Here is a 24,857-nt window from a genome sequence, read left to right as displayed (position 1 = left end):
CACGCGCTATTTCATGTCGCGCGCGACGCGGAAGCCGTTCTGCGACTGCCGCACGCTCGGGCTGTACTTGAAGCGCGTGGAGGACACCATGTAGCTGACCCCTTCGCGCCAGGAGCCGCCACGTATCACGCGCGCGCCGCAGGCGTTCTCGTTCCATGCGCGCCCGTCCACGGGCGCGCCCTTGTACGAGCTGTGCCAGCAGTCGGCGACCCATTCCCACACGCTGCCGTTGACGTCATGCAGGCCCCACGGGTTGGCGGCGAACGAGCCCACCGGCGCCGGCGCATCGCCGCTCCACGGATCGCCGCATTCCTTGCAGTTGGCGTTGCCCTTGCGCATCTGGTCGCCCCACCAGAACGCGCTGGCGGTGCCGCCGCGCGCCGCGTATTCCCATTCCGCCTCGGTCGGCAGGCGGTAGGCCTTGCCGGTGGTCTTGCTCAGCCACTCCACGTACTGTTGCGCATCATCCCAGCTGACATCGCGCATCGGTGAGTTCTTGGCGCTTTCAGCAATGGTCGGCACGCGCTGGCAGCCGCCGGCGTCGACACAGGCACTCCACTGCTCGACCGTGACTTCGAAGCGGCCGATCGCGAACGGCTGGCTGATGGTGACCTGGTGCGGCGGCCTTTCCGCCGGATCGCTGGTGTTGCTGCCCATGGTGAAGCTGCCGCCGGGCAGTGCGATCAGCACCGGACAGGCAGGGCAATCGCGAATTTCGCCGGTGCGGATTGGCGGTGGCGCAACACTGACCGCGCCGCCGGCAGCGGTGGCGGCCTTGGGCGCTGCCGCCGAGGGCGGAGCCGGAGCAGGAGCGGGCGCCGAACGGGCAGCAGGTGCCGACGCAGCCGGCGCGCGCGAAACCTGCCCGCCCGAGGAAGTGCCGGAGCGGGGTGGCGGCGCGGGCTGCTGCTGTGCCTTCGGTGCCGGCGCCGGTGCCGACGCACGCAGCCGCTCGAGCCTGGCCTTGGCCAGCACCGCGAAGCGCCCGTTGGGATACTGCTTCAGGTATGCCTCGTAGTCGCTCGCGTAGTTGCTGTTCTTGATCGATTCCCAGAAGCTGAGCTCGTACTGCTCGTCGGTATTCTTCGGCATGATGCCGGCCAGCAGCAGCGGGTCCGCGGACGCAGCAGACGCCGCACCCATGGAAAGGGCTGTGGAGGCGAGAATCCCGGCCATCGCGGCCAGATGCACGACTGGTAGATTGCGCCACATCTTCACACCTCGTCGGACGGCAGCGAACCCGTTGCATGCCGGCACATGCCCTGCGGGCGCATTGTGGTGTTGCCGAGACCTCGACCGGCTTGCTTCAAGATAGCACAGCGCCTGTGTCCCGGGCGAAGCATTGCAAAGCCGCCACGCTTCGCCGGGGTCGCATTTTCCGGGCTTGCGTCCTAACCTGAATGACGAATCGCCGAGCGCTGGCCAACAAGCAACAAGAATGGGCTGACGGGACAACGTGATCGGGTTTCGGGCAGATCTCCGGGGAGGGCGTATGTCCAGACGATTCCTGTTCCGCCTGGCGGCGGCTGCCGTGTTCGCCGCCGCGCCATCGCTGTCCCTGTCGACAGCCGCTCCACCCAATGCCGAGGCCTACATCATCTGGCCGCACGACGGCACGGTGATCACCGGCGGCAAGTTCTGGATCCGCATGGGGCTGCGCAACATGGGCGTGTGCCCCAAGGGCATCGAGCTGCCGCGCTGCGGCCACCACCACCTGTTGATCGACGTCGAGCTGCCGCCGCTGGACAAGGAAATCCCGAACGACCGGAACCACCTGCACTTCGGCGCGGGCGAGACCGATGCGCGCATCGAACTGCCGCCGGGCAAGCACACCCTGCAACTGCTGATGGGCGACGCCAAGCACATACCGTTCGAGCCGCCGATCTATTCGAAGAAAATCACGATCACCGTGCGCTAGCGTTGCGTGCGGCGTGGCATGGCATGGCATGGTCACCAGGGGAGAGGGTTATGTCCAGACTACTTGTTGCCGCTGCGCTGGCTGCCAGCGTGCTGGTATCGGTCGCGGCCCAGGGCGGACCTACGCCGGCGCCGCCGAATGCCTATCTCTATATCGGCTGGCCCAATGACGGGCAGGTGATGCCTGCCGGCAAGCCGTTCAAGGTATGGTTTGGATTGCGGAACATGGGGGTGGCGCCCAAGGATGTGAAGTATCCCAACACGGGTCATCACCATTTGCTGATCGATGTCGAGTTGCCGCCGATGGACAAGGAGATCCCGAACGACCGGAATCACCTGCATTTCGGCGCGGGCGAGACGGAGACCATGCTGGAGCTGCCGCCCGGGAAGCATACGTTGCAGCTGATCATGGGGGATGACAAGCACATCCCCACAAATCCACCCGTGTATTCAAAGCGCATCACAATCTACGTAAAGTAAAAGGATCCGCGTAGGACCGGCGCGCAGCGCAGCCGAAGTCGTTCCTACGTTGCCGCCGGCAGCAGGGGCCACGCCCAGCTCCGGGCTCGTTCAAACATCGCGTCAATCCCAGCCACGGTGGCGCACCAAGGCGTCAGGCACCTCCGGAACACCGGCCCCGCTGTCACGGCACACCCAACACTCATCCTCGACGTGTTGGGCCGAGCCCACCACTCCCGCCCTGCACAAGCAGCATCGACCTGAGGCCTGCAGGGCAAGGCCGAACAAAAAAGCCCTTATTTTCAGGCGTTTACAACACGCCAACCCCCAACCAACCCCTCCTGGCACGCTCCCTGCGATATCCCAACCGAGCGCGACACCAACCCGATGCTCGAATCCAACCCAGGCAACACCATCCGCACCAGGAGCCCATCATGACCACGCTGACCATCAACGACCTGACCACCATCGACACCCTGGACCAGAAGCGCATGCACGCCGTCCGCGGCGGCTTCGCCTACGTCCCGTTCGTCGCCGCCTACATGCCGCTGAAGCTGTCGATCGACAAGAGCATCACCGCCACGCAGGAAATCGCGCAAATGCAGACCGTCACCAACATGAACGGCAACGGCTCCGCCTTCCTGGACCACGTCAAGTCGAACGTCCACACCAACCAGAACGCCACCAACAACATCTACGGCTGAGCCCCGCGCCATAGCTGCCCCACACACATACCGATACCCGGAGAACGATCATGACCACGCTGACCATCAAGGACCTGGCCGCCACCGAAACCCTCGACAGCAAGCGCATGCAAGCCGTGCGCGGCGGTCTCGCCTACCTGCCCTTCGCGGCGGTCTACGCCCCGATCAAGCTCAAGCTCGACAGCAGCATCACCGCCACGCAGGAAATCGCGCAGATGCAGACCGTCACCAACCTGAATGGCAACGGCTCGGCCTTCCTTGACCATGTCCGTTCGCATGTGGATACCAACCAGAACGCCAGCAACAATATCTATCGTTGAGAAGCTTGTTGAGATGGCGCCGCGCCGCGAGGGTGTCCCCGCGGCGCGCTTCATGTGCCCATCCATGGCCGACTGCATCGGATTTCGCCTGATGCAGATCGGGGTTGGAGCGCGCGCCCGCGCGCACCACAATACAGACAGACCTCCGTGGCCACGGCACGCCAGTGCGTCCCGCCCGCCGCGCACGCACGCAGGATCGCACCGTGCCCGTATCCCTTACTGCCGCTCCCCGGGTCATGCCGACCCAAGGCTCGCGCCGCCTTGCCTGGCTCGCTTCCGCCGCATGCGCCGCGCTGCTGGCCGGCTGCGCCGATTTCCGGCCGCCGGTGTACCAGCGCCCGGAAACGCCGGCCAAGGCCGAATGGTCGCGCCAGGATTCGATCACGGTGTCGCCCAGGGAAGCGGTGCAGCCCAACTGGTGGCACAACTTCAACGACCCGTACCTGGACGGGCTGATCGACCAGGCGCTGGCCGGCAACTACGACATCAAGGTGCTGGCCGCGCGCATCCGCGTGGCCACTGCGCAGATCGGGGAGGCGCGTGCCGGCGGGCTGCCGGTGATCGATATCGGCGCCGGGGCGAGCTTCGAGAAGAGCACCGGGCAGAAGTCCACCTGGACCTACAACGCCGGCGCGCAGCTGAACTGGGACATCGATATCTGGGGCAAGGTCGAGAAGGGCGTGCAGGCGCAGACCGCCGAGTTCCGCGCCACCGAGGCTGACTGGCGTGCCGGCTACCTGACGCTGGTGTCCAATGTATCGACCACTTACTTCACGATCCTGCAGTTCGACGAGCAGATCGAGCAGCAGACGCGCACCGTCGCCAAGAACGGGCAGATCCTCGGCACCTACCAGGCCATGTACCAGAACGGGCTGGTGCCCAAGATCCGCGTGATGCAGCAGCAGGCGGAAATCAACCGGCTCAACAAGGACCTGCTGGAGCTGCGCCGTTCGCGCGATGTGGCGGAGAACGCGCTGGCGACGCTGGTGGGCGTGCCCGCGGGCAACCTCAAGGTGCCGGCGGGACGCCTGCAGGACCGCGTGCAGCCGCCGAGCGTGCCGGCCGGCCTGCCGTCGCAGCTGCTGGCGCGCCGGCCCGATATCGTCGCGGCCGAGTATCGCGTGCTGGCGGCCTACAACATCGTCGGCCAGGCGCGGCTGGCGCAGCTGCCCAGCATCAGCCTGACCGCGCGCGGCGGCACCGCCAGCTTTGCGCTGAGCGACCTGCTCAAGTCCTTCACCTTCGGCTTCATGCCGAGCATCAACCTGCCCATGCTCGATCCCAGCGTGCGTGCGCGCGTGAAGACCACCGAGGCGCAGGTGGGCGTGGCGGAAAACGAATATGGCCGCGCCGTGATGACGGCGTTCGAAGAGGTGGAGAGCGCACTGGTCAACGTCGATGCGCACAAGAAGCAGCGCGTCGAGCTGCAGCAGCAGGTCGAGCAGCTGCGCGTGGTCTCGGCGCAGATCGAGGCGCAGCTCAGGGAAGGCGTGGTTTCGCAGCTCGAGGTGTTCGAGACCGAGCGCTCGCTGCTGAACGCCCAGCTGCAATTGTTGGCGGTCCACCAACAGATCCTGGCCGACACTGTCACGCTGTACAAGGCGCTTGGCGGCGGCTGGCCCGACACCGAAGTGCGCAACACGGCGGCCAGCCAGCCGCAATAGTGCACTCGCTGCCGCGCGGCGCGGGCCGGACCTCGTGCGCCGTGTGACGCATGCGTACGCAACGCGTTGCGCAATGCCTCGCGTGGTGCGTGCAGCCCTTGTCTCTTTCCCTGCCCAGTTCCGTGAAAATACGCGCCTGCACGCGCGCCGCAGCCGATTGACTAGCCTAAGCCGTCGCCTACTATGTTCTTAGTCGCTTCACCCCCCTTGGCCGGCCGCCGCGGCAGCCGTGCTGTTGGCTCCCTGGAAACATGGCTCCTGACGAAGCACTGATCATGGAAATGCCGGTGAAAATGGCCCAGGGGATCGCTCGGGAGTCGAGCCAGGATCTGGCAAGGGAATTCGATGTGTTCCTGACGCCGGTCTCGCGGCCGGACCTGGGCGAGATCCGCATCGACGAAGACCTGTTCCCGGTCGGCCGCACCGAGCTGCCATTCGCCGCCTATCCCGAAGACCTCGCGGCGCCGCTGTCGCGGCGCCATGCGCGCATCTTTGCCGAACAGGGTGCGGTCTATGTCGCCGATCTCGGCAGCAAGAACGGCACGCGCGTGAATGGCGCGGCGGTGGCGTTGCAGCCGGCGCAGCTGCGCGATGGCGACGAGGTGGCCTTCGGTCCCGCGCTGTCGTTCCGCGTGCGGTTGTCGCCGCGCGCACCGCAGCCGGAACCGCCGCGGGTCGCCTTGACGCTGTTGCCGGAACGCAGCGATGTCGGGCTGCAGCCGATCCATGTCGACGGCTTCCCGTACCTGATCAGCAAGGCCGACGATGCCTTTGCGCGCTATCGCGACAACTATCCGCAGCAGGTCAACTACCTGTCGCGCCGGCACGCGCACGTGTACCTGAAGGGCGGCGTCCCGTTCGTGGAAGACCTGGGCAGCACCAACGGCACCTTCGTCAACGGCAGGCGCCTGGCGGACCACGGCGTGCCGCTGGACAACGGCGACCGCATAGCGTTCGGCGGCAGCCATTTCGTCTACAAGGCCGAGGTCCGCCGCGCCGGCGATGACGATGCCACCGCGACGCGGACCACGCTGGAGCCTGCCGTGCCGATGCCGGCGGCCTCGGCCGCACCGGCCGCACCGGCCGCGCAAGACGAGGAGGACCGCACCACCTTTGTCGGTGCCGCCGATTCCTTCCTCGACATCTTCTGTGTCGACTACGCCTCGCACCAGGAAGATGAAGTCAACGCCGACGCCGAAGCCCAGGCCGCGGCCGCGACCGCCGCGCCCGACCGCGCGCATCCGCCGCGCAAGCGCGGGCGTGTCGCGCTGCTGCTGGCAGAGGCGGCGCGCAGCTTCGGCCTCGACGACGGCGCACGCCTGCGGCGCGCCGCGCGCTGGGGCGGCGCGCTGTTGCTGCTGGCCGCGCTGGCCGGCGTGGCGCTCTACTGGCATGGCGCCGACGAGCGCGCGGTGCAGACCCTGCATGCGGCGGGCGACTACGCCGGCGCCGCGAAGGCGGCCGACGGCTACCTCGCGCGCCATCCCGACGACACCGAAGTGCAGGCGCTCGGCACCGAAGCGTTGCTGCGCGCCTTCGTGCCCGGCTGGGCCGCGAAGCTCAAGGCCGGCGACTTCGGCGGCGCCGATGCCGCGCTCGCGCAGATGCGGCAGCTCGGCGCGCATAACGCCGACGCCCGGCCGCTGGTGGCCGAACTCGAATGGATCGGCCGGCTCGAGCGCTATGCCGCGCAGCGCGGCGCCGATGCGCCGATCCGCCTCTACGCCGACGAAGCGCCGATCCGCCAGCTGCTGGCGCACTGGAACCAGGACACCATCGCGCACCAGCGCGCGCTGGGCCGCATCGCCGCCGACGTGCCGGCATTCCGCGACCTCTATGCCGATGCGCTCAGCGACGTGCGCCGGCTGCAGAACGATGCGTCGGTCTACCTCGCGGCGATCGCGCGGCTCGACACCAGCATCGCCACCGAACTCGGCCGCGACCGCCCCGAAGCGCTGCAGCCGGTGATCGCCGACTATCGCGAGAAATACCCGCGCCTGGCGGGCCTGGACCAGGTGCAGGGCGACCTGGACCGCTACACCGCACTGCTGCAGGCCTTGCGCGCGCGCCGCCCCGGCACGCTGGTGGCGCGGCTGGCCGACAGCCGCTTCGCCACGCCGCCGTTCCAGGCGCAGTTCGCGCAACTGGCGCCGCGGCTGCCGCCGCCGGCGATGGCAACGCAGTACGCCAGCGCCGCCAGCGCGTGGCAGAAGGGCGACAGCAACGCCGCACTGGCGGGATTCAGGCAGATTCAAGGCGGTGCGTGGAGCGATGATCTCGCGCGCGACCTCGCGCACAAGCAGAAGGTGGCGGCGCAGTTTGCCGAGCTGCAGTCCGCGCGCGGCAGCAAGGGCTATGAAGACCGCCTGCTCGGCTTCTACGCCATGCTCGACGCCGATGAAGACAAGTTCTTCGCCAGCGCGGTGGAAGCCGATGTCAACGGCGTGCGCGACAGTGCGCTGCGGCGTGCGCGCGAGCTGATGGGAAGCGCCGTTGCCGCCTGGAAGCAATACCGCAGCAACGGCGTGATCGGCAGCGAGCAGCGGCTCGAGCCCGGCATCTCGCCCAGGTTCCGCGCGCAGGCCCGGCTGTTGTCGCAGGCGCAGGAAGATGCGCGCCAGGGCATGCGCATCTTTACGCAGCTGCGCGCCGGCGAAAGTGCGGACCTGGCGCAGCTGGCCAAGGTCGAGGAAGAAATCCGCGCCGAGGCCGACCAGCAGCGCCATGCGCTGCGCGAGCTGCGCACCGTGCTCGATCCCGGCGTCCTCAAGACCAAGCTCGAGCTGATCGGCGGCGAAGACAGCGGCAAGGTGCCCGCGGAGGCAGCCACCACCGCCACCACCGCCACCACCGACGCCACCGCCGCGTCGCCGCAGCCAGCGAGGCAGCCATGAAGGACGATTCCCGCCAGGCCGGCCTGAAGCCGCTGTCCGAAGCGCTGGAAGACCACAGCGCCGAAGGCATCGGCCTGCTGACCGCGGAACCGTCGCGGCTGGGCATGCTGACCATCGTCACCACGTTTGCGCTGGTGATCTGCGGGCTGGTGTGGTCCTTCGTCGGCCACGCCGACGTCATCGTCACCGCGCAAGGCACGCTGGCGCCCGAATCGGAAGTGCGGCGCTTCTATGCGCCGGTCGACGGCGAGCTGGCCGACCTGTATGTCGCCGAAGGCCAGCCGGTGTCCAAGGACGACGTGCTGGCGCGGCTGAACGCGCGCGGGGCGATCGAGGCCGCCGCCAATGCGCTGGAGGCGCAGCTCAAGCTGGAGGATTCCGAGCGCGACTGGAAGCAGTTCCCGGAGAAGAAGGCGCTGATGGAACGCCGCGCCAACGCGCTCAAGCAGCAGATCGACGTGGCCACGCGCCAGCACGAGAATCGCCTGGCCGAAGGCACCACGCGGCTGGCCGAGGAACAGCGCGCGCAGCTGCAGGAGGCGCGCAGCAACCTGGAAAACGCCCGGCGCGCGCGCGAGTTCGCGCGCCAGGAGCAGGACCGCTATGCGCGCCTGCTGGCGCTGCCCGGCGGCGGCGGCGTGTCGCAGTCGCAGCTCGATGCCAAGCGCGCCGCGGCGCAGGACGCCGAGAACAACCTGCGCGTGGCGCAGTCGCGGCTGAGCGAACTCGATGCCCGCCTGTCGCGCGAGATGACCCAGGCCAGTGCGCTGCTCGAAAGCAGCGGGCAGGACCTGGCCGGGCTGCGCGTGCAGTACGACGCCGCGCTGCGCGAGATCGCCAGCACCGAGGACAAGCTGCGCCTGCAGGTCCAGACCGCGCGGCTGGTGGCCGATGCGGCCGCGCGCATCCGCTTCGAGAATATCGACAAGGACAATTTCCTGCTGATCCTGGCGCCGGTGTCGGGCGTGATCACCGATGTCACCTCCACCCAGCGCGGCGACAAGGTGCAGGCCAACACGCCGCTGGGCGGGATCGCGCCCAAGGATGCGCGCCCGGTGGTCAAGATCGTCATTGCCGAGCGCGACCGCGCCTTCCTGCGCGAGGGGCTGCTGGTCAAGCTCAAGTTCAGCGCGTTCCCGTACCAGCGCTACGGGATCATCGAAGGCACGCTGGAATTCATCTCGCCCGCGACCAAGCCGGGCCCCGACAAGCAGCCGGTCTACGAGGGCAGGGTGCGCCTGGCGCGCGACTACTACACCGTGGCCGACAACAAGTATCCGTTGCGCTATGGCATGACCGCCACGGCGGAGATCGTGGTGCGCGAGCGCCGCCTGATCGACCTGGGTCTCGACCCCTTCCGCGAGGTGGCTGGCTGATCGATCCGGATGCCCGTGCGCACGCAGCGGGCCGTCAAGAGTCAACAAGGAGCCTAGACATGACTGGCATTGTCCGTATCGACGACGAGGTGCTCGGCGTCGAGGAATTCGTGCGGCTGCTCAAGCTGACCGGGCAGTTCGAAGGGCTGGTCGAGCAGATGGTGCGCGACAAGCTGACCGTGCACGCCGCGAAGCGGCAGGGCATGGTGGTCACGCCCGAGGAAATCCAGGAGCGCGCCGACCAGTTCCGCCGCGTGCAGGGCCTGCACCGCGCCGCCGACATGAACCACTATCTCGACGCGCTCAACGTCAGCCTCGACGAGTTCGAGGCGTTCATCACCGACAACCTGTACCAGGAGCGGATGATGGAGCAGGTCTGCAGCGACGCCGCGGTGCAGGAGTACTTTGCGCTGAACTCGCCGCGCTTCGACAGCATCGAGGTCAGCCATATCGTGGTCGACAGCGAGGGCAAGGCCAAGGAGCTGATCTCTTACCTGCAGGACGATCCCGAGGCGTTCGCCGAGATGGCGCGCGAGCATTCGATCGCCGACACGCGCGAGCACGGCGGCGAGATCGGCAAGGTGCTGCGCGGCTCGCTCAAGACCGATATCGAGGCCAAGGTGTTCAACGCGGAGCCGGGCGACCTGCTGGGGCCGTTCCCCGCGCCGGACCGCTCTTTCTTCGAAGTCTTCCTGGTGCGCGCCAAGCATCCCGCCACCCTCGACAGCGAGGTCGCGGTGGAAGTGCGGCGCCTGCTGCGCGAAGACTGGCTGATGGGCAGGGCGCAGGAACATGTCATCGAAGCCCGCTAGCGAGTCTGGCGAAGCCGCCGCCGCTGCTGCCCCGGCTGCCCCGCCGCCGCCGGAGAGGCTGCCCGAGGGTGGATCCGCGCTGGCCACTTTCCTGGCCGGGGTCGAAATCCTGTCGGTGCTGACGCCGGAGGAGCTGGCGCGCCTGGCCGATGCCGCGCAGGTGCTGACCTTTGGCTTTGGCGATACCGTCTGCAATGCCGGTGATGCGGCGCCTGGCCTGTTCATCGTCAAGTCGGGATCCGTGCGCGTGTTCAACGAAGAGCACGGCAAGGAAATCAGCATGGGCGTGCGCAAGGCCGGCGAGGTCTTTGCCGATATCGCGCTGCTGCGCGAGTACCGGCACGAGTCGTCGGTGCGCGCCTCGGGCAAGACCGAGCTGCTGATGATCCCGCGCAGCGTGGCCGAGCCGGTGGTCGCCGGCAACCCGGCCGCGCTGGCCTTTGTCACCAGCTATGTCGCGATCAGTTCGGCCGGCGGCTTTGTCGCGCGGCTGTTCGACCTGCGCGGCAAGCTCGACAAGCAGGAACTGGCCGATGCCGTGCGCAGCGTGGGCGTCAAGCGCGTCAGCGCCGGCAAGGAAATCCTGAAGCAGGACGGGCGCGAGGACCGGCGCCTGTACGTGGTGCGCCAGGGCACCGTGCGCGTGGTGCGCAGCGAAGAGGGCAGCGAGTTTCCCCTGGCGACACTCGGGCAGGGCGATATCTTCGGCGAGCGCGCCTGCGTGATGCGGCAGGAGCAGCTGGCAGCGGCCGTCGCCGAGACCGACGTGCGCCTGCTGGTCATTCCCGAGAAGACCGTGCAGCTGATCCTGGAGCGCAACCCGCGCCTGCGCGAGGTGCTGGAGGAACGCATCCGCGCGCTCGACCGCGAGCTGCACCGGCAGAAGAAGCTGGCCGAGCGGCGCAAGCGCCCCGTGCTGCTGGACCTGCATTCGAAGCCGGAACTGGGCGAGAAGCTGATCCGCCGCTTCGGCCTGGTCGAGCAGGCCGAGGAAATGGACTGCGGCGCGGCCTGCCTGGCGATGATCTGCCGGCACTACGGCATCCCGATGACGCTGGGCAAGCTGCGCGAGCTGGCCAACGTGACCACGCAGGGCGCCACGCTCGACAGCCTGGCGCGCGCTGGCGAGTCGCTGGGCTTCACCACGCGCGGGGTGCAATGCACGCGCGACTCGCTGATGGGCTTCGAGCTGCCGTTCATCGTGCACTGGGAGGGCTACCACTACGTGGTGGTGTACGGCATCTCGTCGCGCTGGGTGTGGGTGGCCGATCCCGCCATCGGCTTCCGCAAGATGAGCGCGGAAGAGTTCGAGCGCGGCTGGAGCGGCACCTGCCTGCTGTTCGCGCCGGGCGAGAGCATGACGCAGCTGTCGGTGCAGCGCTCGCCGTGGCTGCGCTTCATCGGCTACCTGGCGCCGTACAAGAAGATCCTGGCGCACCTGTTCCTGGCGACCTTCGTGATCCAGATGCTGGGCGTGGTGCCGCCGCTGATCATCCAGAACATCCTCGACGGCGTGGTGGTGCACCAGAACGTGGGGCTGCTGCACCTGCTGATCGTGGGGCTGATCATCTCCAACGTGTTCTCGCAGCTGATGTCGACGATCCGCGCGTACCTGGCCAACTTCATGGTGCGCAACATGGATTTCGCCATGATGTCGCACTTCTTCAAGCACACGCTGTCGCTGCCGCTGTCGTTCTTCGCCAAGCGCAAGACCGGCGACATCTTCGCGCGCTTCCAGGAGAACCAGACCATCCGCGCCTTCCTGACCGAGTCGACGGTGACCACGGCGCTGAACCTGCTGATGGTGTTTATCTACTTCACCATCATGTTCCTCTACAACGTCAAGCTGACGCTGCTGCTGATCGCCTTCGTGATCCCGATCGCGGCGCTGACGGTGCTGGTGACGCCCAGGATCAAGACGTATGCGCGCGAGGTCTTTGCCACCTCGACCGATGCCAAGGCCTACCTGATGGAAACGCTGGGCGGCGCCGAAACCGTCAAGGGCATGGGCATCGAGCGTCCGGTGCGGCTGCGCTGGGAGCGCAAGTACACCAAGGCGCTGGAATCGCAATACAAGGCGCAGGCCTTCCATATCCTGGTGGGCCTGGTGAGCCAGCTGCTCAACGCGGCCACCACCATCGCGGTGCTGTGGGTGGGCGCGACACTGGTGCTGGAGCGCGAGCTGACCATCGGCCAGCTGATCGCCTTCAATGCCTTCATGGGCAGCGTGCTGGCGCCGCTGATGGGCCTGGTCGCGTTGTGGGGTCAGCTCAACGATGCGGGCGTGGCAATGGAACGGCTCGGCGACGTGCTCGACCTGGAGCCCGAGCAGAAGCCGCAGGATGTGCTGTCGCGCGTGATGCTGCCCGACCTGCAGGGCGAGATCGTGATGAAGGACCTGTACTTCCGCTATGGCGGCGAGGACACGCCCTACGTGCTGGAGAACATCAGCTTTACCATCCAGCCGGGCGAGATGGTCGCCATCGTCGGGCGCAGCGGTTCGGGCAAGACCACGCTGGCCAAGTTGCTGGTGGGCTTCTACAAGCCGACCGAGGGCTCGATGTCGGTGGACGGCTACGACCTCAACGTGATCGACGCCGCGTTCTACCGCGCGCAGGTTGGCTATGTGATGCAGTCCAACCTGCTGTTCTCGGGCACCATCGCCGAGAACATCGCCTGCGGCGACGACAGCCCCGACCGGCGCCGCATCGAGGAAGTGGCGCGCATGGCCGATGCCCATGCCTTTATCAGCAAGCTGCCGCTCGGCTACGAGCAGGTGGTGGGCGAGCGCGGCATGGGGTTGTCGGGCGGGCAGATCCAGCGGCTGTGCATCGCGCGCGCGCTGTACCACGACCCGCGGCTGCTGGTGTTCGACGAGGCGACCTCGGCGCTCGACACGCAATCCGAGAGCAATATCCTGGCGAACATGCAGGAGATCCTGCGCGGGCGCACCGCGGTCATCATCGCGCACCGGCTCAGCACCATCATGCAGGCCGACAAGATCCTGGTGCTGTATGAAGGCGCGATCGTCGAGCAGGGCCGGCATGAAGAGCTGCTGGAACGCAAGGGCATGTATTACCAACTGGTGCAGAAGCAACTGAGCGCAGCATGAAGCTATATAACCAGGGTGCCACCCCCGCCTCGGTCACCTCGCCGGTGTCGTTCGCCGGGCTGATCGAGAAGATCGAGATCCTGCGCTCGACGCTGCGCTGGGCCTCGCGCCTCGACCGCCCGGAGATCGAGAAGCTGCTCAAGCAGGCCACCACGCTGCGCGACGAGGTCATGGGGCTGTCGCACAAGGAGCGCTTCGTGCAGGCAGCGTCATCCGCCGAAGCCGCGGCCGGAAGCGCCGGCGAAAGCGCGCCGCCGCAGCAGGAGGTCGAACGCATGCCGCGCGAGCGGCGCCAGGCGCTGATGGAGCGCAGCTTTATCTTCGAGGGCACCTTTGGCGACAACCCCAGGCTGCTGGAAGCCCTGGAAATTGCCGAGAAAGCCGCGCCGACCGACCTGCCGGTGCTGATCGACGGCGAGAGCGGCACCGGCAAGGAGCTGATGGCCAAGGTGATCCACGCCAACGGTTCGCGCACCGACAAGCCCTTCATCTCTGTCAACTGCGGCGCGATCCCCGACAGCCTGCTCGAATCCGAGCTGTTCGGCCACAAGAAGGGCGCCTTCACCGGCGCCAGCAACGACCGGCGCGGCAAGTTCGAAAGCGCGCATACCGGGACGATCTTCCTCGACGAGATCGGCGAGCTGCCGCTGACGGGGCAGGTCAAGCTGCTGCGCGTGCTGGAAGCGCACGAGATCCAGCGCGTGGGCTCGGACGAGATCATCTCGGTCGATGCGCGCATCGTCGCGGCCACCAACAAGGACCTGCGCAAGATGAGCGAGGCCGGCACCTTCCGCGAGGACCTGTTCTACCGCCTGAGCGTGATCCATGTCAGCCTGCCCGCGCTGCGCGAGCGGCACGACGAGATCCCGCTGCTGGTGTCCTACTTCAGCGACGAGGCCGCCAGCATGCTCAAGCGCGCGCCGGTCAGGCTGACGCCGCGGCTGCGCGACTTCCTGCTGCACTACGACTACCCGGGCAATATCCGCGAGCTGCGCAACCTGATGTACCGGCTGTCATGCCTGGCCGGCGACACCGCCGACCTGGCGCAGCTGCCGCAGGACATCCGGCCCAGACCAGCCGCGCTGGCGGTGGTGGGGAGCATGGGATCCGCAGGGGCGGACATCGCCATGCCGGCCTCGCTCAGCGAGGCCAAGCGCGCGGCCAGCGACGAGGCCGAGCGCGCTTTCCTGGAGCGCGGGCTGCAGGAGGTCGGCGGCACCGTTGCCGAGCTGGCGCGGCGCTGCGACATGAACCGCTCGCACCTGCAGATGCTGCTGAAGAAGCACGGCATCCATTCCAAGGATTTCCGTGCCAGCCGGCAGGCGGATGGAAGCAAAGGGTAGGGGCGGCGCTCAGGTGTCCAGCTCGGGATTGACCAGCGTCTTGTCCGAGCCGTAGGGATCGGTGGCGCGGATCACCACCACCGAGATGTTGTCGCGCCCGCCGGCATCGAGCGCCATCTTCAGCAGCGTCTGCGCGGCCTGCGGCGGATCCTGCTGCGCCAGCACCGCGGCGATGTCGGGGTCGTCGACCTCATTGCTCAGGCCGTCGCTGCACAGCAGGAAGATGTCGCCATCGGCAACTTCGGTCAGCAGCTGCTCCGGCGCCAGCGTTGCCGCGGCGCCGACGGCGCGCGTGATGGTGTTCTGCGCGGGATGGTGGCGCGCCTGCTCGGGCGTGATCAGGCCGCGCGCCAGCAGGCGCTCGACCTGGTTATGGTCGCGCGTGAGCCGCACCAGCTCGCCGCCGCGCAGCCGGTACAGCCGGCTGTCGCCGGCCCACAGGCAGCCGCAGCGGCGGTCGCCGGCCAGCAGCACCACCACCGTGCTGCCGATGCAGCGCACCCCCAGCCGCGCGGCTTCGTCGACCAGCGCCAGGTTGACGCCCTGCATCGCCGCGCGCGTGGCCTCCATCCGGTCTTCCAGCAGCGGCTGCGGCGGCAGCGCCGCCAGCGCCTGGACCACGGCCTGGCTGGCGAAGTCGCCGACGGCGTGTCCTCCCATGCCGTCGGCGACCGCCCACAGCTGCTGCGCGGGCAGGTCCAGGCACGCATCCTCGTTGCGTTCGCGTACGCGGCCGACGTCGGTGCAGGCCGCCGAGGTCCACTGGAAGTGCGAATCGAAACCCAAATCTAGCCTCCGTTCGCGCATCGCGCCCCTTCTTTGCGCCCCTTCGTCGCGCCCCTTCTTCGTGCCCCGTCGCGCCGGGGCATGCCACGACGGGCGCTCAGACCAGGCGACCGTCGTTCCTCGCGCCCTGGTCGCCCTGGACATTGATATTGGCGTTGGGCGCGTTGTTGCGGATATCGATGTTCTGGAACTGGTTGTTCATCTGATCAGCATAGAAGCTGTAGTTGATCTCGTAAAAGTTGAACACTGCGCCGGCCGGCACCGGCGACGACGGCACGAACGGGCGGATCCACCCGAACACCCACTGCCCGCCGGCGCCGCGTACACGGGCCATGGCGTCGGAAGCAAGTTCGCGGCAGCTGGCAAGGTCGTGGATAGCTAGGGTGGCCATGTTTCTGTCTCCGGGTGGTAGCGGCGTGGTGCCGGTGCGGTACCGGAACAGAGCAAGGCGCGTGCCACGGACGGCGGCAGCTGGCCGGGCTGGCGCCGGAGCGCCGTCCGGCGCGGCCCACGGGGTGGCGGCACGGCGTAGCGCCAGCAGCGGCCGGCAATTTGCGTTGGCCTGGCGCCGACACTTGCGCGAGCAGATGTCGGCTTTTTCCCATCACGGGAGTGCTGGCGGGAAAAAGCCGGCTTCCATCGTCATATTCGTGTGTTATGTGACGCAGACCACCGATGCGGCACGTGCCGTGCAGCCACACTGAGCCCTCACGCAACATTGCGAGGGCGTCATGCTGATCGTGCTGACCATCGTCGAACCCCTGAACCGCCTTGGGCTGAGCATCGTGAGGACACCTTTCTGGGGGCATCGGGACATATGCGTGACAGACGACTTCGGCAACCTTATCGAATGCGAGTCGCTGGGACAGGCACTGGCGTTCGCGGCGGACATCCAGTCGCACTGAGACACGGTCGCGGCGCGGAATCCTTGGATGGAGGGGGCGCCTGTGCCGGGTGACTTCCGGCAAGAGGATTTTGATATACTCCCCTCCTGCTTCAGGGTCCCCTCGCCGTAGTTCAATGGATAGAACGAGCGCCTCCTAAGCGCTAGATACAGGTTCGATTCCTGTCGGCGGGACCATATCCATCAGCAAATTCTTCTCATCCCGGGCCGAATCACCAGCCGGGCTGATTGCGCCTTGCGTTGCCTATACTTCCGCAAGGGCAAAGGTTGCGTTCCGGCCACCTGCCGGCAGCGGCCCTTGCCAGACAGGGAGATCACCATGGCGCGCGTCGGACTTCTCGTACGTTCACTAGCGTTGTTGCCGCTTCTCGGGCTTCTCGGGCTTGCCGGCTGTATCTCGGTGCAGCGAACCGTTTCCGATCCGCCTCCGAGCGGCCGTACGGTCATAGTACCGCCGGGATCCACTGTGACATGTACACCTGGGCCGTGCGAGGTGCGGTAAGCGGTCCGCCGGGCACATCGCTGGCTCAGTGCGCGCTGGTCTTCGAAAACAGCTGGATGACCGCGACGCCGGCAATAATCAGGCTGATCCCCAGGCAAGCGGCAAGGTCCGGGATCTGCCGGTACAGCACGATCGCAATCAGCGTCACCAGCACGATCCCGGCCCCGCTCCAGATCGCATAGGCGATCCCTACCGGCACGGTCCGCATCACCATCATCAGCAGCCAGAACGCCGCCACATAGCCGCCCACCACCAGTACGCTGGGCACGAGCCGCGTAAATCCTTGCGAGGCCTTCAGGCTGCTGGTGGCGATGACTTCGGCGACGATGGCGAGGGCGAGGAGCAGGTATCCGTTCATGGGCAGTGCTGGAAAATGGGGGCGGCAAGGCGCCGAACCGGCATCTTAGCGCCGCCGCCATGTTGCGCCAAAGCCGCGTCCCTCCGTTGCGGTGGTTGTGCAAAGCGCCAATGCGGTTTTGAATGGAACAAAATACAGAACAAAGCAGGCCTTCTCGGGCATGCGTTACCAGGCAGTCGCGGTAGTTGAGGCCTGACCAAGCCGGCACGAACCTTACGATGCCGGCGGCTGGCTTGTTGGGGTAAGGGGAGCGGTATGAATCACACCGGCATCGAGGACACGGCCGTCTGGCCGACGACGCAGTTCGGGGAGCCGGCGCCGGACGCGACGCCGTGGCAGGACACCATCGCCGCGGCGGATCATGCGCTGGAAGAAGCCACGCGCATCCAGCGCGGCGTGCAGCACAACCTGAAGCTGATGCAGGAGGTCCGGTCGCTGCGTGAAGAGCTGCGCAAGGCCCATGCGGAAATCGACCGCTACCGGGGCATGCATGCGCGGGTGGTGGTCGGCATGCGCCAGCTGGAAGACGACCACACCGGGGCGATGAGCCGGCTCAAGGCCGAGAACGAGATGCTGCTGGTGCGCCACCGGGTCTACAAGCTGATGGCCGAGCACTACGCCCGCATGGCGTTGCGGCTGGATCCGCAGACCTTTGCCACGCACCGCGACCGCGTGCTGCAGCACATCCTGTTCCAGCGCCGCAAGGGCGTGCTGCCGGATGAGGTCCGTGCCGCCGACGTTGCCTTCCTGATGCTGTAGCGGCGCCTGGGGCCGTTCAATCCGTTCAGGCCGAGCGCGGGCGCAGCACGTAGAACGCCAGCATGCCGCCGACCACGCCCCAGAACGCCGAGCCGATGCCAGCCAGGGTCATGCCCGAGGCGGTGATCATGAAGGTCAGCAGGGCGGCTTCGCGCTCGGCCGGCGTCTGCATGGCGACGGTCAGGCCGTTGGCGATCGAGCCCAGCAGCGCAAACGCCGTGACGCCGACCACCAGCGCCTTGGGGAAGGCAGCGAACAGCGCGGCGATGCTCGCGGCCAGCGTGCCCGCCACCAGGTAGCCGATGCCGCAGACCACCGCGGCGGTATAGCGGCGGTTGCGGTCCGGGTCGGCCTGCGGGCCGGTGCAGATGGCGGCGGTGATCGCCGCGAGGTTGATGCCGTGCGAGCCGAACGGCGCCAGCACGGCCGACGCCAGCCCGGTCACGGTGATCAGGCGCGAGGCCGGCACGTGGTAGCCGTCAGCGCGCAGCACCGCCAGCCCGGGGATGTTCTGCGACGCCAGCGCGACGATAAACAGCGGGATCGCCATGCTGATGAAGGCGGACAGCGAGAACGCCGGCGTGGTCCACACCGGCACCGCCAGTTCCAGCCGCAGGCTGGAAAAGTCGAGCTGGCCGAGCACGCCCGCCACCGCCGCGCCGGTGACCAGCACGCCCGGCACCGCGTAGGCCGGCCACAGCTTCCTGCCCAGCAGGTAGGCGGCGAACATCGCCAGCAGCAGCACGGTCTGGTGCTGCGCCTGCACGAACACATCCACGCTGATGCGGAACAGGATGCCGGCGAGCAACGCCGAGGCAATGCTCGCCGGCAGCGCCCGCATCAGCTTGTCGAACCAGCCGGTCATGCCGGCGGCCACCATCAGCAGCGCGGCCATCAGGAAGGCGCCGATCGCCTCCGGATAAGGCACGCCGGGCAGGCTGGCGATCAGCAACGCGGCGCCGGGGGTGGACCAGGCCACCACGATCGGCATGCGCGACGCCAGCGACAGGCCGAGGGTGGTGACGCCCATGCCGATCGACAGCGCCCAGATCCACGACGAGACCTGCGCGTCGGTCAGGTGCGCGGCCTGGCCGGCCTGGATCATCAGCACCAGCGAGCTGGCATAGCCCGTCAGCGTGGCGACCAGCCCCGCGACGAGCGCGGAGACCGACAGGTCGGAAAATTTCAGGGAAGCGGTGGTCATCGGGCAGACGCGGAAAAAGGCGCGGAAAAAGGCGCGGAACGGGGCACGCACATAGGCAGGCCGACATCTTCGCACGAGTGCCCTGGCCGTACCATCCGCCGCGCCTTCCCCTGGCCTGGCCGCGTCAGTCCGCCACCTTGTCGCTGGGGAACTTGAACGAGTCGCGCAGCAGGTAGCTCATCGGGATATCGAGCCGGGTGCCGTGCGGCGGGATCGGTGCCTGGAACCACTTGCGGTACAGCCGCTGCGTGTCCTGGTCGTAGATCGACGCCACCAGCGTCTTGTCGGCCAGCTGCTTGAAGGCCGTGTCGTGGCGCGACAGCATGATGGCGTAGGGCTCGATGGTGAGCAGGTCGCCGGTGACGCGGTAGTCGTCCGGGTGCGCCGCGTTGGCACGCAGGCCATAGAGCAGCACGTCGTCCATCACGAAGGCATCGGCCTTGCCGCCCTCGACCATGGCGAAGGCCTGGGCGTGGTCCCTGGCCTCGACCAGCCGCAGCTGCAGCGCGCCGGACTCATCCATCTTGCGCAGCGTGGCCAGCGGCGTGGTGCCGGTGGTCGAGACCACGGTCTTGCCGCGCAGGTCCGGCCACCTGTTGATGCCCGACGCCGCCTTGACCAGCATGCGGCTGCCGGCGATGTAGTGCGGGATGGTGAAGGCGACCTGCTCGCGCCGCTCGCGGTTGTTGGTGGTGGAACCGCATTCCAGGTCGGCCTTGCCCTCGACGATGGCCGGGATGCGGCTGGCGGGCGTGACCGGCACCCAGTCCACGCGCAGCGACGGCAGCTTCAGCGCGCCGCGCACGGCGTCGGCGACCTTCAGGCACAGGTCGACGGCATAGCCGACCGGCTTGCCGTCGGCGACGAAGGAGAACGGCACCGAGCTTTCGCGGTGGGCGATGCGGATGGCGCCGGTCTGCCGGATCCGGCGCAGCACCGGCGCGCCGTCGGGTGGCGCCGTGGCGGCAGGGTCGGTGTTGGCGGTTGTGGTGGTTGTGGCGGCCGCTGGTGCCGGCATGGCCGTGGCCAGCAGCGCCAACACCAGCGCGGCCAAGGCAGGGCATGACAAGACGGGCGCGCGCTTCCCGCAGGAAGGCAGGCGCCCCGGACCCGGATCGAACATGTAACCCCCGTACAAAAATGACTGGAACCGGCGCGGGCGGTGGCCGAAGGCCAACCACCCGTTCCGCCTTCTGGCCGGCTGTTGGCGCCGGCTCTGCGTGGTCTTGATTGTCGTGCCGGCACCCGGGGTGCAGGACAAGCCATTGTTCCATGCCGTGCCCGGTGCGGACAACTGCCGGCGCGGCAGGCGTGCCCGGCGAGCAACGCGGGCGCGCCCGGGTTGACGGGGCTTTCCCTTACGGAGTTGTCCGACTGGAGCGGGACAGGGCGCATTGATATTCTGCTTGCGTGCCTTGCGAGCAGGGCACCGAGGAGAGACTCTTGGGCCCGCAATGCGCGGGCCCTTCTTTTTGTGCGCCGCCTGCCGGGGCCGCTTGTCCGGAGCCGCTTGTCCGGAGCCACCTGTGGCCGGGGTCGTCTACAATGCGGGCTGCCGCGCGATGCCCGGCAACCGTCTCCGTTCCATCCGGCTCCGTCTTCCCATTCGTCGTCTTTTCCCATGGCCCTGTTTTCCATCACCGACGCCCAGCTCGCCTTCGGGCACGTGGCTTTGCTCGACCACGCCGATTTCTCGCTGGAGGCCGGCGAACGCGTGGGGCTGATCGGGCGCAACGGCTCGGGCAAGTCCTCGCTGCTGAAGATCGTGGCCGGGCTGTCGGCGCCGGATGACGGGCTGATCGCGCGCCAGAGCGGCGTGACCAGCGCCTACGTGCCGCAGGAGCCGCAGTTCGAGCCGGGCATCACCGTGTTCGACGCGGTGTCGCAGGGCATGGGCGACGCGCACGACCTGCTGGTGCGCTACGAGGCGGCCGCCGATCGCGTCGCCGAGCACCACGACGACGAAGCCGCGCTGGCCGAACTGCACCGGCTGCAGTCCGAGCTGGACGCCGCCGGCGCCTGGCAGCTGCGCACCCGCGTGGAAACCACGCTGGCGCGGCTGGGGCTGGATTCGCACACGCGCGTCGATGCGCTCTCCGGCGGCCTGCAGAAGCGCGTGGCGCTGGCGCAGGCGCTGGTGGCCGAACCCGACATCCTGCTGCTGGACGAGCCCACCAACCACCTCGACGTCGAAGCGATCCGCTGGCTCGAAGACCTGCTGCTGGCGTTCCGCGGCAGCGTGCTGCTGATCACCCACGACCGCGCCTTCCTGGACCGCGTGGCCACCCGCATCGTCGAGCTGGACCGCGGCCGGCTGGTGTCCTTTCCGGGCAACTTCGCCGCCTACCAGGCGCGCAAGGAAGAAATGCTGGCCGCCGAGCAGGTCGAGCAGGCCAAGTTCGACAAGCTGCTGGCGCAGGAAGAAGTCTGGATCCGCAAGGGCGTGGAGGCGCGCCGCACGCGCAGCGTGTCGCGCATCCAGCGGCTGGTGGCGATGCGCACCGAGCGCGCCGCGCGCCGTGAAGTCCAGGGCAACGTCAGGCTGGAGGTGTCGCAGGCCGACCGCTCCGGCAAGATCGTGTCCGAGCTGACCGACGTGAGCAAGGCCTATGGCGACAAGGTGGTGGTGCGCGATTTCACCGCCACCATCATGCGCGGCGACAAGGTCGGCCTGATCGGCCCCAATGGCGCCGGCAAGACCACGCTGCTGCGGCTGATCCTGGGCGAGCTGGCGCCGGACAGCGGCACGGTGCGCAACGGCAGCAACCTGCAGGTGGCGTACTTCGACCAGATGCGCACCGCGCTCGACCTGGAAAGGTCGCTGGCCGACACCATCAGCCCGGGCAGCGACTGGGTCGAGGTCAACGGCCAGCGCAAGCACGTGATGAGCTACCTGGGCGATTTCCTGTTCGCGCCGGAGCGCGCGCGTTCGCCGGTCAAGTCGCTGTCGGGCGGCGAGCGCAACCGCCTGCTGCTGGCGCGGCTGTTCGCGCGGCCGGCCAACGTGCTGGTGCTGGACGAGCCGACCAACGACCTCGATATCGATACGCTGGAGCTGCTGGAAGAACTGCTGCAGGACTACAGCGGCACGGTGTTCCTGGTCTCGCACGACCGCGCGTTCCTGGACAACGTGGTGACGTCCACCATTGCCGCCGAGGGCGAAGGCGTGTGGCGGGAGTCGGTGGGCGGCTATTCCGACTGGGTCGAGCAATCGGCCCGCGCCGCCGCGATCCAGGCAGCGCGCAAGCCGGAGCCGAAGGCGGCCGAGCCGGCCAGGGGCAAGGAGTCGCGCGAGGCGCGCGGCGCCAATCGTTCGGTCAAGCTGTCATACAAGGAGCAGCGCGAGCTGGATGGCCTGCCGGAGCGCATCGCCGCGCTGGAAACCGAGCAGAAGACGATTTCGGGGCAGTTGGAGGATGGCTCGCTTTATGTCAGCGACGCGGCCAAGGCTGCGCAGCTGGCCACGCGGCATGATGAGATCGAGATGGAATTGCTGGAGGCGTTGGAGAGGTGGGAGGTGTTGGAGGGGAAGGTTAAGGGGGAAGGGGGATAATGATTTTTTGAAGTTGCGTTGTCGCTGTTGATGACATGCTGTCGGCCGTTGAACCGCTTGGTTCCGCCCTCCTGGGCGGGTCACTTTTTGGCCGAGCGCCAAAAAATAACCAAAAAGCGCGTCGCCTGAGCGGCTGGCTATCAATTCATCGGTGTGGGTGGTTCGGGCGGTGGTGATTTCCGTTCGATGTGGGTGGTGGTTCGGACCTGCTACGCCAGGTGAGTTTGGGATCGTGGCTGCGTCGACCCACTATTGGACGATCCCCATGCCGGGCGTAGGCCGCCTGCTGCCGGCGTCAACGCGGGGACGCCTTCGGCTGCGCTGCGCGCGATCAGTATCGTAGGTTTCGTGCGCTGGCACTCCGTGGGGGCTCTGGCCCTCACCCCCGCCCCTCTCCCGCTCGCGGGAGAGGGGAGCAAACAACGGGCAGGGAAGGGCCTGTGGGCTCATCAGCGAAATCGCCAAGCGAGCGCAGCGATGCGTTCCGCGCCAGAGCCCCTGACCTGAGATGCTGCCGGCGCGCAGCGCAGCCGTAGGCGTCCCCGCGTTGACGGCAGCAGCAGGGGCCACGCCCAGCTCTGGGCTCGTTCAACCATCGCGTCGATCCCGCGCCACCGTGGCGCACCAAGGCGTCAGGCAGTCCCGCTCTGCAACGAAGCCAAGCCCCGTACGAAATCCCAGGCACACTACGATAAGAGTGACCGCCCGCAGGGCCGTAAACGCGCTTTTTGGTTACTTATATGAACGCGCCCCGGTTTGCAAGGTAACGCCAACATCAGGCTTGGACAGGATTGGCTGCAGACTTATATCCGGCCTTGCGATGCAGGCCATGCCTGCGGGCCCTGATGGATTTCACCGGGAGTGTCCCTATCTTTTTGCCGTGCTTTGAGCACCAGTAACCAATTGAGCTTGCACTCCCGCGGTCCAACCTGTTTTGCCATCACGCTGACATTACCGTCGCAACCTGTGGACGGGTTCCTTCCTTGCTAGCTCAGCCTGCCGTCAGGCAGGCCTGACCGAGACGTAGTCTCGGTCATAGGCCCGATCGTGGGTCAACAGGGCCCAGATGGTACGCACCGTCTTGTTGGCCAAGGCAACCGCCGCGACGTTCTTCGGCCGTCGCTGCGCGAGCAGCAGGCTCCAGCCCGGCTGGTTCTTTCTGCGCAGGTGACTCAGCACGACCCGAGCGCCATGAATCAGCAAGGTGCGCAGGTAGGGGTCGCCGCGTTTGCTGATGCCGCTCAGCCAGACCTTGCCCCCGGTGCCGGTCTGTTTGGGCACCAGGCCAAGATACGCCGCCAGTTGCCGCCCGGACTTGAAGGTGCGCGCGTCGCCAATGGTGGCGACCATGGCCGTGGCGGTCAGCATGCCGATGCCAGGAATGGCCAGAATCGTTTTGCAGGCCCGATTCTGCCGACCCCAGGCATCAATGCGTTGATCCAGGCGAGCTATCTCTCGATCGAGCCCTTCGATGCTTTGCAATTGCTCATGCACGAACTCGAACAGCAGGGGCGGCACGCCCCGTTCGATTTCGTCCATCCCTTGTACGATTTCCTTCAGGCCAGCTCGTAGCCCGGGACGGATCCGGATCCCGAATTCGAACAACATGCCGCGCAGCTGGTTGACCAGCATGGTGCGCATCTTCACGCGCAGTTGGCGCATGGCGTGCAGGCCGAGCACACATTGTTGGGACTCGGTCTTTGCTGCCACGACCGGCATGCCCGGCTGCTGGACTGCGGTCCAGATAGCACGGGCGTCGGCCGCATCGGTCTTGTTCGTCTGCACGAACGGTCGCACGTACCGGGCGTGCAGCAGCACCGGCTCATGACCCAAGGCTCGCACTTGGCGGGCCCACCAGTGCGCACTGCCACAGGCCTCCAGCGCGATGCGTCCAGGCTCGCGATTCGCGAGGAACTCCAGCAGCTTGGACCGACTGAAGCGACGATTGAAACACTTGCCCGAAGGCTCGACCCAATAGAGCTGGAAGACAGTCTTTGCAATGTCCAGACCGTAAGTCGTAGTATTCATCTCGGGTCCCTCCATCCTCGCGTGGTTGGTCACACTCCCACTCTGGCACATCGATGCCGTTTCGTGAGGGGGGACCCGCCTACCCTGTCACGTTTCCCGGATGCATAACCGACTACCGGCACCTTTGATCGCAGGCCGGGGCGCGTTCATTCCATCTTTTTG

20 protein-coding genes and 1 tRNA gene are annotated in these 24,857 nt (G+C 67.3%); 14 read left to right on the top strand and 7 right to left on the bottom strand.

All coding sequences use genetic code 11. The annotated features are described in order from the left end of the window. Nucleotides 1–6 precede the first annotated feature (6 nt). On the bottom strand, nt 7–657 hold the full coding sequence (locus JTE92_RS30815; protein WP_371136932.1) for a formylglycine-generating enzyme family protein: 651 nt from the start codon (nt 655–657) through the stop codon (nt 7–9). Nucleotides 658–1,492: 835 nt separating this feature from the next. Here JTE92_RS30815 and JTE92_RS24935 point away from each other — a divergent pair. From JTE92_RS24935 to JTE92_RS24890, 10 genes are all read left to right on the top strand, one after another. Continuing rightward, nucleotides 1,493–1,918, top strand: coding sequence for a DUF4399 domain-containing protein (locus tag JTE92_RS24935; RefSeq protein WP_063241790.1), 426 nt, complete (start codon nt 1,493–1,495; stop codon nt 1,916–1,918). A gap of 50 nt (nt 1,919–1,968) precedes the next feature. Beyond that, entirely contained in the window at nt 1,969–2,397 is a 429-nt protein-coding gene (locus tag JTE92_RS24930) for a DUF4399 domain-containing protein (protein ID WP_063241791.1), read from the top strand. 413 nt (nt 2,398–2,810) lie between these two features. Next, complete coding sequence (locus JTE92_RS24925) at nt 2,811–3,080, top strand: hypothetical protein (RefSeq protein WP_063241792.1); 270 nt, start codon at nt 2,811–2,813, stop codon at nt 3,078–3,080. Between the two features lie 50 nt (nt 3,081–3,130). After that, a complete protein-coding gene (locus JTE92_RS24920) occupies nt 3,131–3,400 on the top strand; it encodes a hypothetical protein (RefSeq protein ID WP_063241793.1) in 270 nt (89 codons plus the stop codon). 236 nt (nt 3,401–3,636) lie between these two features. Beyond that, nucleotides 3,637–5,064 carry an efflux transporter outer membrane subunit gene (locus tag JTE92_RS24915; protein ID WP_063241794.1) on the top strand — a complete coding sequence of 476 codons (1,428 nt, stop codon included), beginning with the start codon at nt 3,637–3,639 and terminating at the stop codon, nt 5,062–5,064. 251 nt (nt 5,065–5,315) lie between these two features. Beyond that, the gene (locus JTE92_RS24910; RefSeq protein ID WP_063241795.1) at nt 5,316–7,958 is read left to right on the top strand and encodes an FHA domain-containing protein; all 2,643 of its coding nucleotides are present in this window, start codon (nt 5,316–5,318) and stop codon (nt 7,956–7,958) included. Beyond that, nucleotides 7,955–9,334 (top strand): beta-barrel domain-containing protein, encoded by a 1,380-nt coding sequence (locus JTE92_RS24905; protein WP_063241796.1) that lies wholly within the window; start codon nt 7,955–7,957, stop codon nt 9,332–9,334. Before JTE92_RS24910 ends, JTE92_RS24905 begins: the two co-directional genes overlap by 4 nt. Before the next feature lie 59 nt (nt 9,335–9,393). Further along, a complete protein-coding gene (locus tag JTE92_RS24900; RefSeq protein ID WP_063241797.1) occupies nt 9,394–10,146 on the top strand; it encodes a peptidylprolyl isomerase in 753 nt (250 codons plus the stop codon). Continuing rightward, nucleotides 10,127–13,258 (top strand): peptidase domain-containing ABC transporter, encoded by a 3,132-nt coding sequence (locus tag JTE92_RS24895; RefSeq protein ID WP_232353316.1) that lies wholly within the window; start codon nt 10,127–10,129, stop codon nt 13,256–13,258. Before JTE92_RS24900 ends, JTE92_RS24895 begins: the two co-directional genes overlap by 20 nt. Beyond that, entirely contained in the window at nt 13,255–14,601 is a 1,347-nt protein-coding gene (locus tag JTE92_RS24890) for a sigma-54 interaction domain-containing protein (protein WP_063241798.1), read from the top strand. Before JTE92_RS24895 ends, JTE92_RS24890 begins: the two co-directional genes overlap by 4 nt. A 9-nt stretch (nt 14,602–14,610) precedes the next feature. Here JTE92_RS24890 and JTE92_RS24885 read toward each other — a convergent pair whose 3' ends face one another. Further along, complete coding sequence (locus tag JTE92_RS24885; protein ID WP_084254802.1) at nt 14,611–15,387, bottom strand: PP2C family protein-serine/threonine phosphatase; 777 nt, start codon at nt 15,385–15,387, stop codon at nt 14,611–14,613. A 97-nt stretch (nt 15,388–15,484) separates the two neighbouring features. Then, nucleotides 15,485–15,778 carry a hypothetical protein gene (locus JTE92_RS24880; protein WP_063241800.1) on the bottom strand — a complete coding sequence of 98 codons (294 nt, stop codon included), beginning with the start codon at nt 15,776–15,778 and terminating at the stop codon, nt 15,485–15,487. Nucleotides 15,779–16,118: 340 nt separating this feature from the next. On the opposite strand from JTE92_RS24880, the gene JTE92_RS24875 reads away from it, so the two are divergent. Together JTE92_RS24875 and JTE92_RS24870 are read left to right on the top strand one after the other, a co-directional pair. Continuing rightward, the gene (locus JTE92_RS24875; protein ID WP_157096942.1) at nt 16,119–16,292 is read left to right on the top strand and encodes a hypothetical protein; all 174 of its coding nucleotides are present in this window, start codon (nt 16,119–16,121) and stop codon (nt 16,290–16,292) included. A gap of 101 nt (nt 16,293–16,393) precedes the next feature. After that, nucleotides 16,394–16,468: transfer RNA gene (locus tag JTE92_RS24870), tRNA-Arg, on the top strand. Nucleotides 16,469–16,818: 350 nt separating this feature from the next. Here the strand turns inward: JTE92_RS24870 and JTE92_RS24865 are convergent. Beyond that, nucleotides 16,819–17,151, bottom strand: coding sequence for a DMT family transporter (locus JTE92_RS24865; protein WP_063241801.1), 333 nt, complete (start codon nt 17,149–17,151; stop codon nt 16,819–16,821). Nucleotides 17,152–17,406: 255 nt separating this feature from the next. On the opposite strand from JTE92_RS24865, the gene JTE92_RS24860 reads away from it, so the two are divergent. Beyond that, nucleotides 17,407–17,910, top strand: a complete 504-nt coding sequence (locus JTE92_RS24860) for a hypothetical protein (protein WP_063241802.1) — start codon at nt 17,407–17,409, stop codon at nt 17,908–17,910. A 25-nt stretch (nt 17,911–17,935) separates the two neighbouring features. Here the strand turns inward: JTE92_RS24860 and JTE92_RS24855 are convergent, their stop codons facing one another. Together JTE92_RS24855 and JTE92_RS24850 are read right to left on the bottom strand one after the other, a co-directional pair. Beyond that, nucleotides 17,936–19,114, bottom strand: a complete 1,179-nt coding sequence (locus JTE92_RS24855; protein ID WP_063241805.1) for a benzoate/H(+) symporter BenE family transporter — start codon at nt 19,112–19,114, stop codon at nt 17,936–17,938. Nucleotides 19,115–19,238: 124 nt separating this feature from the next. Continuing rightward, the gene (locus JTE92_RS24850; protein WP_084254803.1) at nt 19,239–20,132 is read right to left on the bottom strand and encodes an amino acid ABC transporter substrate-binding protein; all 894 of its coding nucleotides are present in this window, start codon (nt 20,130–20,132) and stop codon (nt 19,239–19,241) included. A 603-nt stretch (nt 20,133–20,735) separates the two neighbouring features. Here JTE92_RS24850 and JTE92_RS24845 point away from each other — a divergent pair. Then, nucleotides 20,736–22,667 (top strand): ATP-binding cassette domain-containing protein, encoded by a 1,932-nt coding sequence (locus JTE92_RS24845; RefSeq protein WP_063241803.1) that lies wholly within the window; start codon nt 20,736–20,738, stop codon nt 22,665–22,667. A gap of 1,002 nt (nt 22,668–23,669) precedes the next feature. Here JTE92_RS24845 and JTE92_RS24840 read toward each other — a convergent pair. Further along, entirely contained in the window at nt 23,670–24,695 is a 1,026-nt protein-coding gene (locus JTE92_RS24840; RefSeq protein ID WP_063242165.1) for an IS110 family RNA-guided transposase, read from the bottom strand. Nucleotides 24,696–24,857 lie beyond the last annotated feature (162 nt).

Origin of the sequence: Cupriavidus oxalaticus, assembly GCF_016894385.1 — a bacterium.
GTDB classification, from domain to species: Bacteria; Pseudomonadota; Gammaproteobacteria; order Burkholderiales; family Burkholderiaceae; genus Cupriavidus; species Cupriavidus oxalaticus.
The sequence above is the reverse complement of the archived record's forward strand: the minus strand, read 5'-3'. Positions and strand labels throughout refer to the sequence as shown.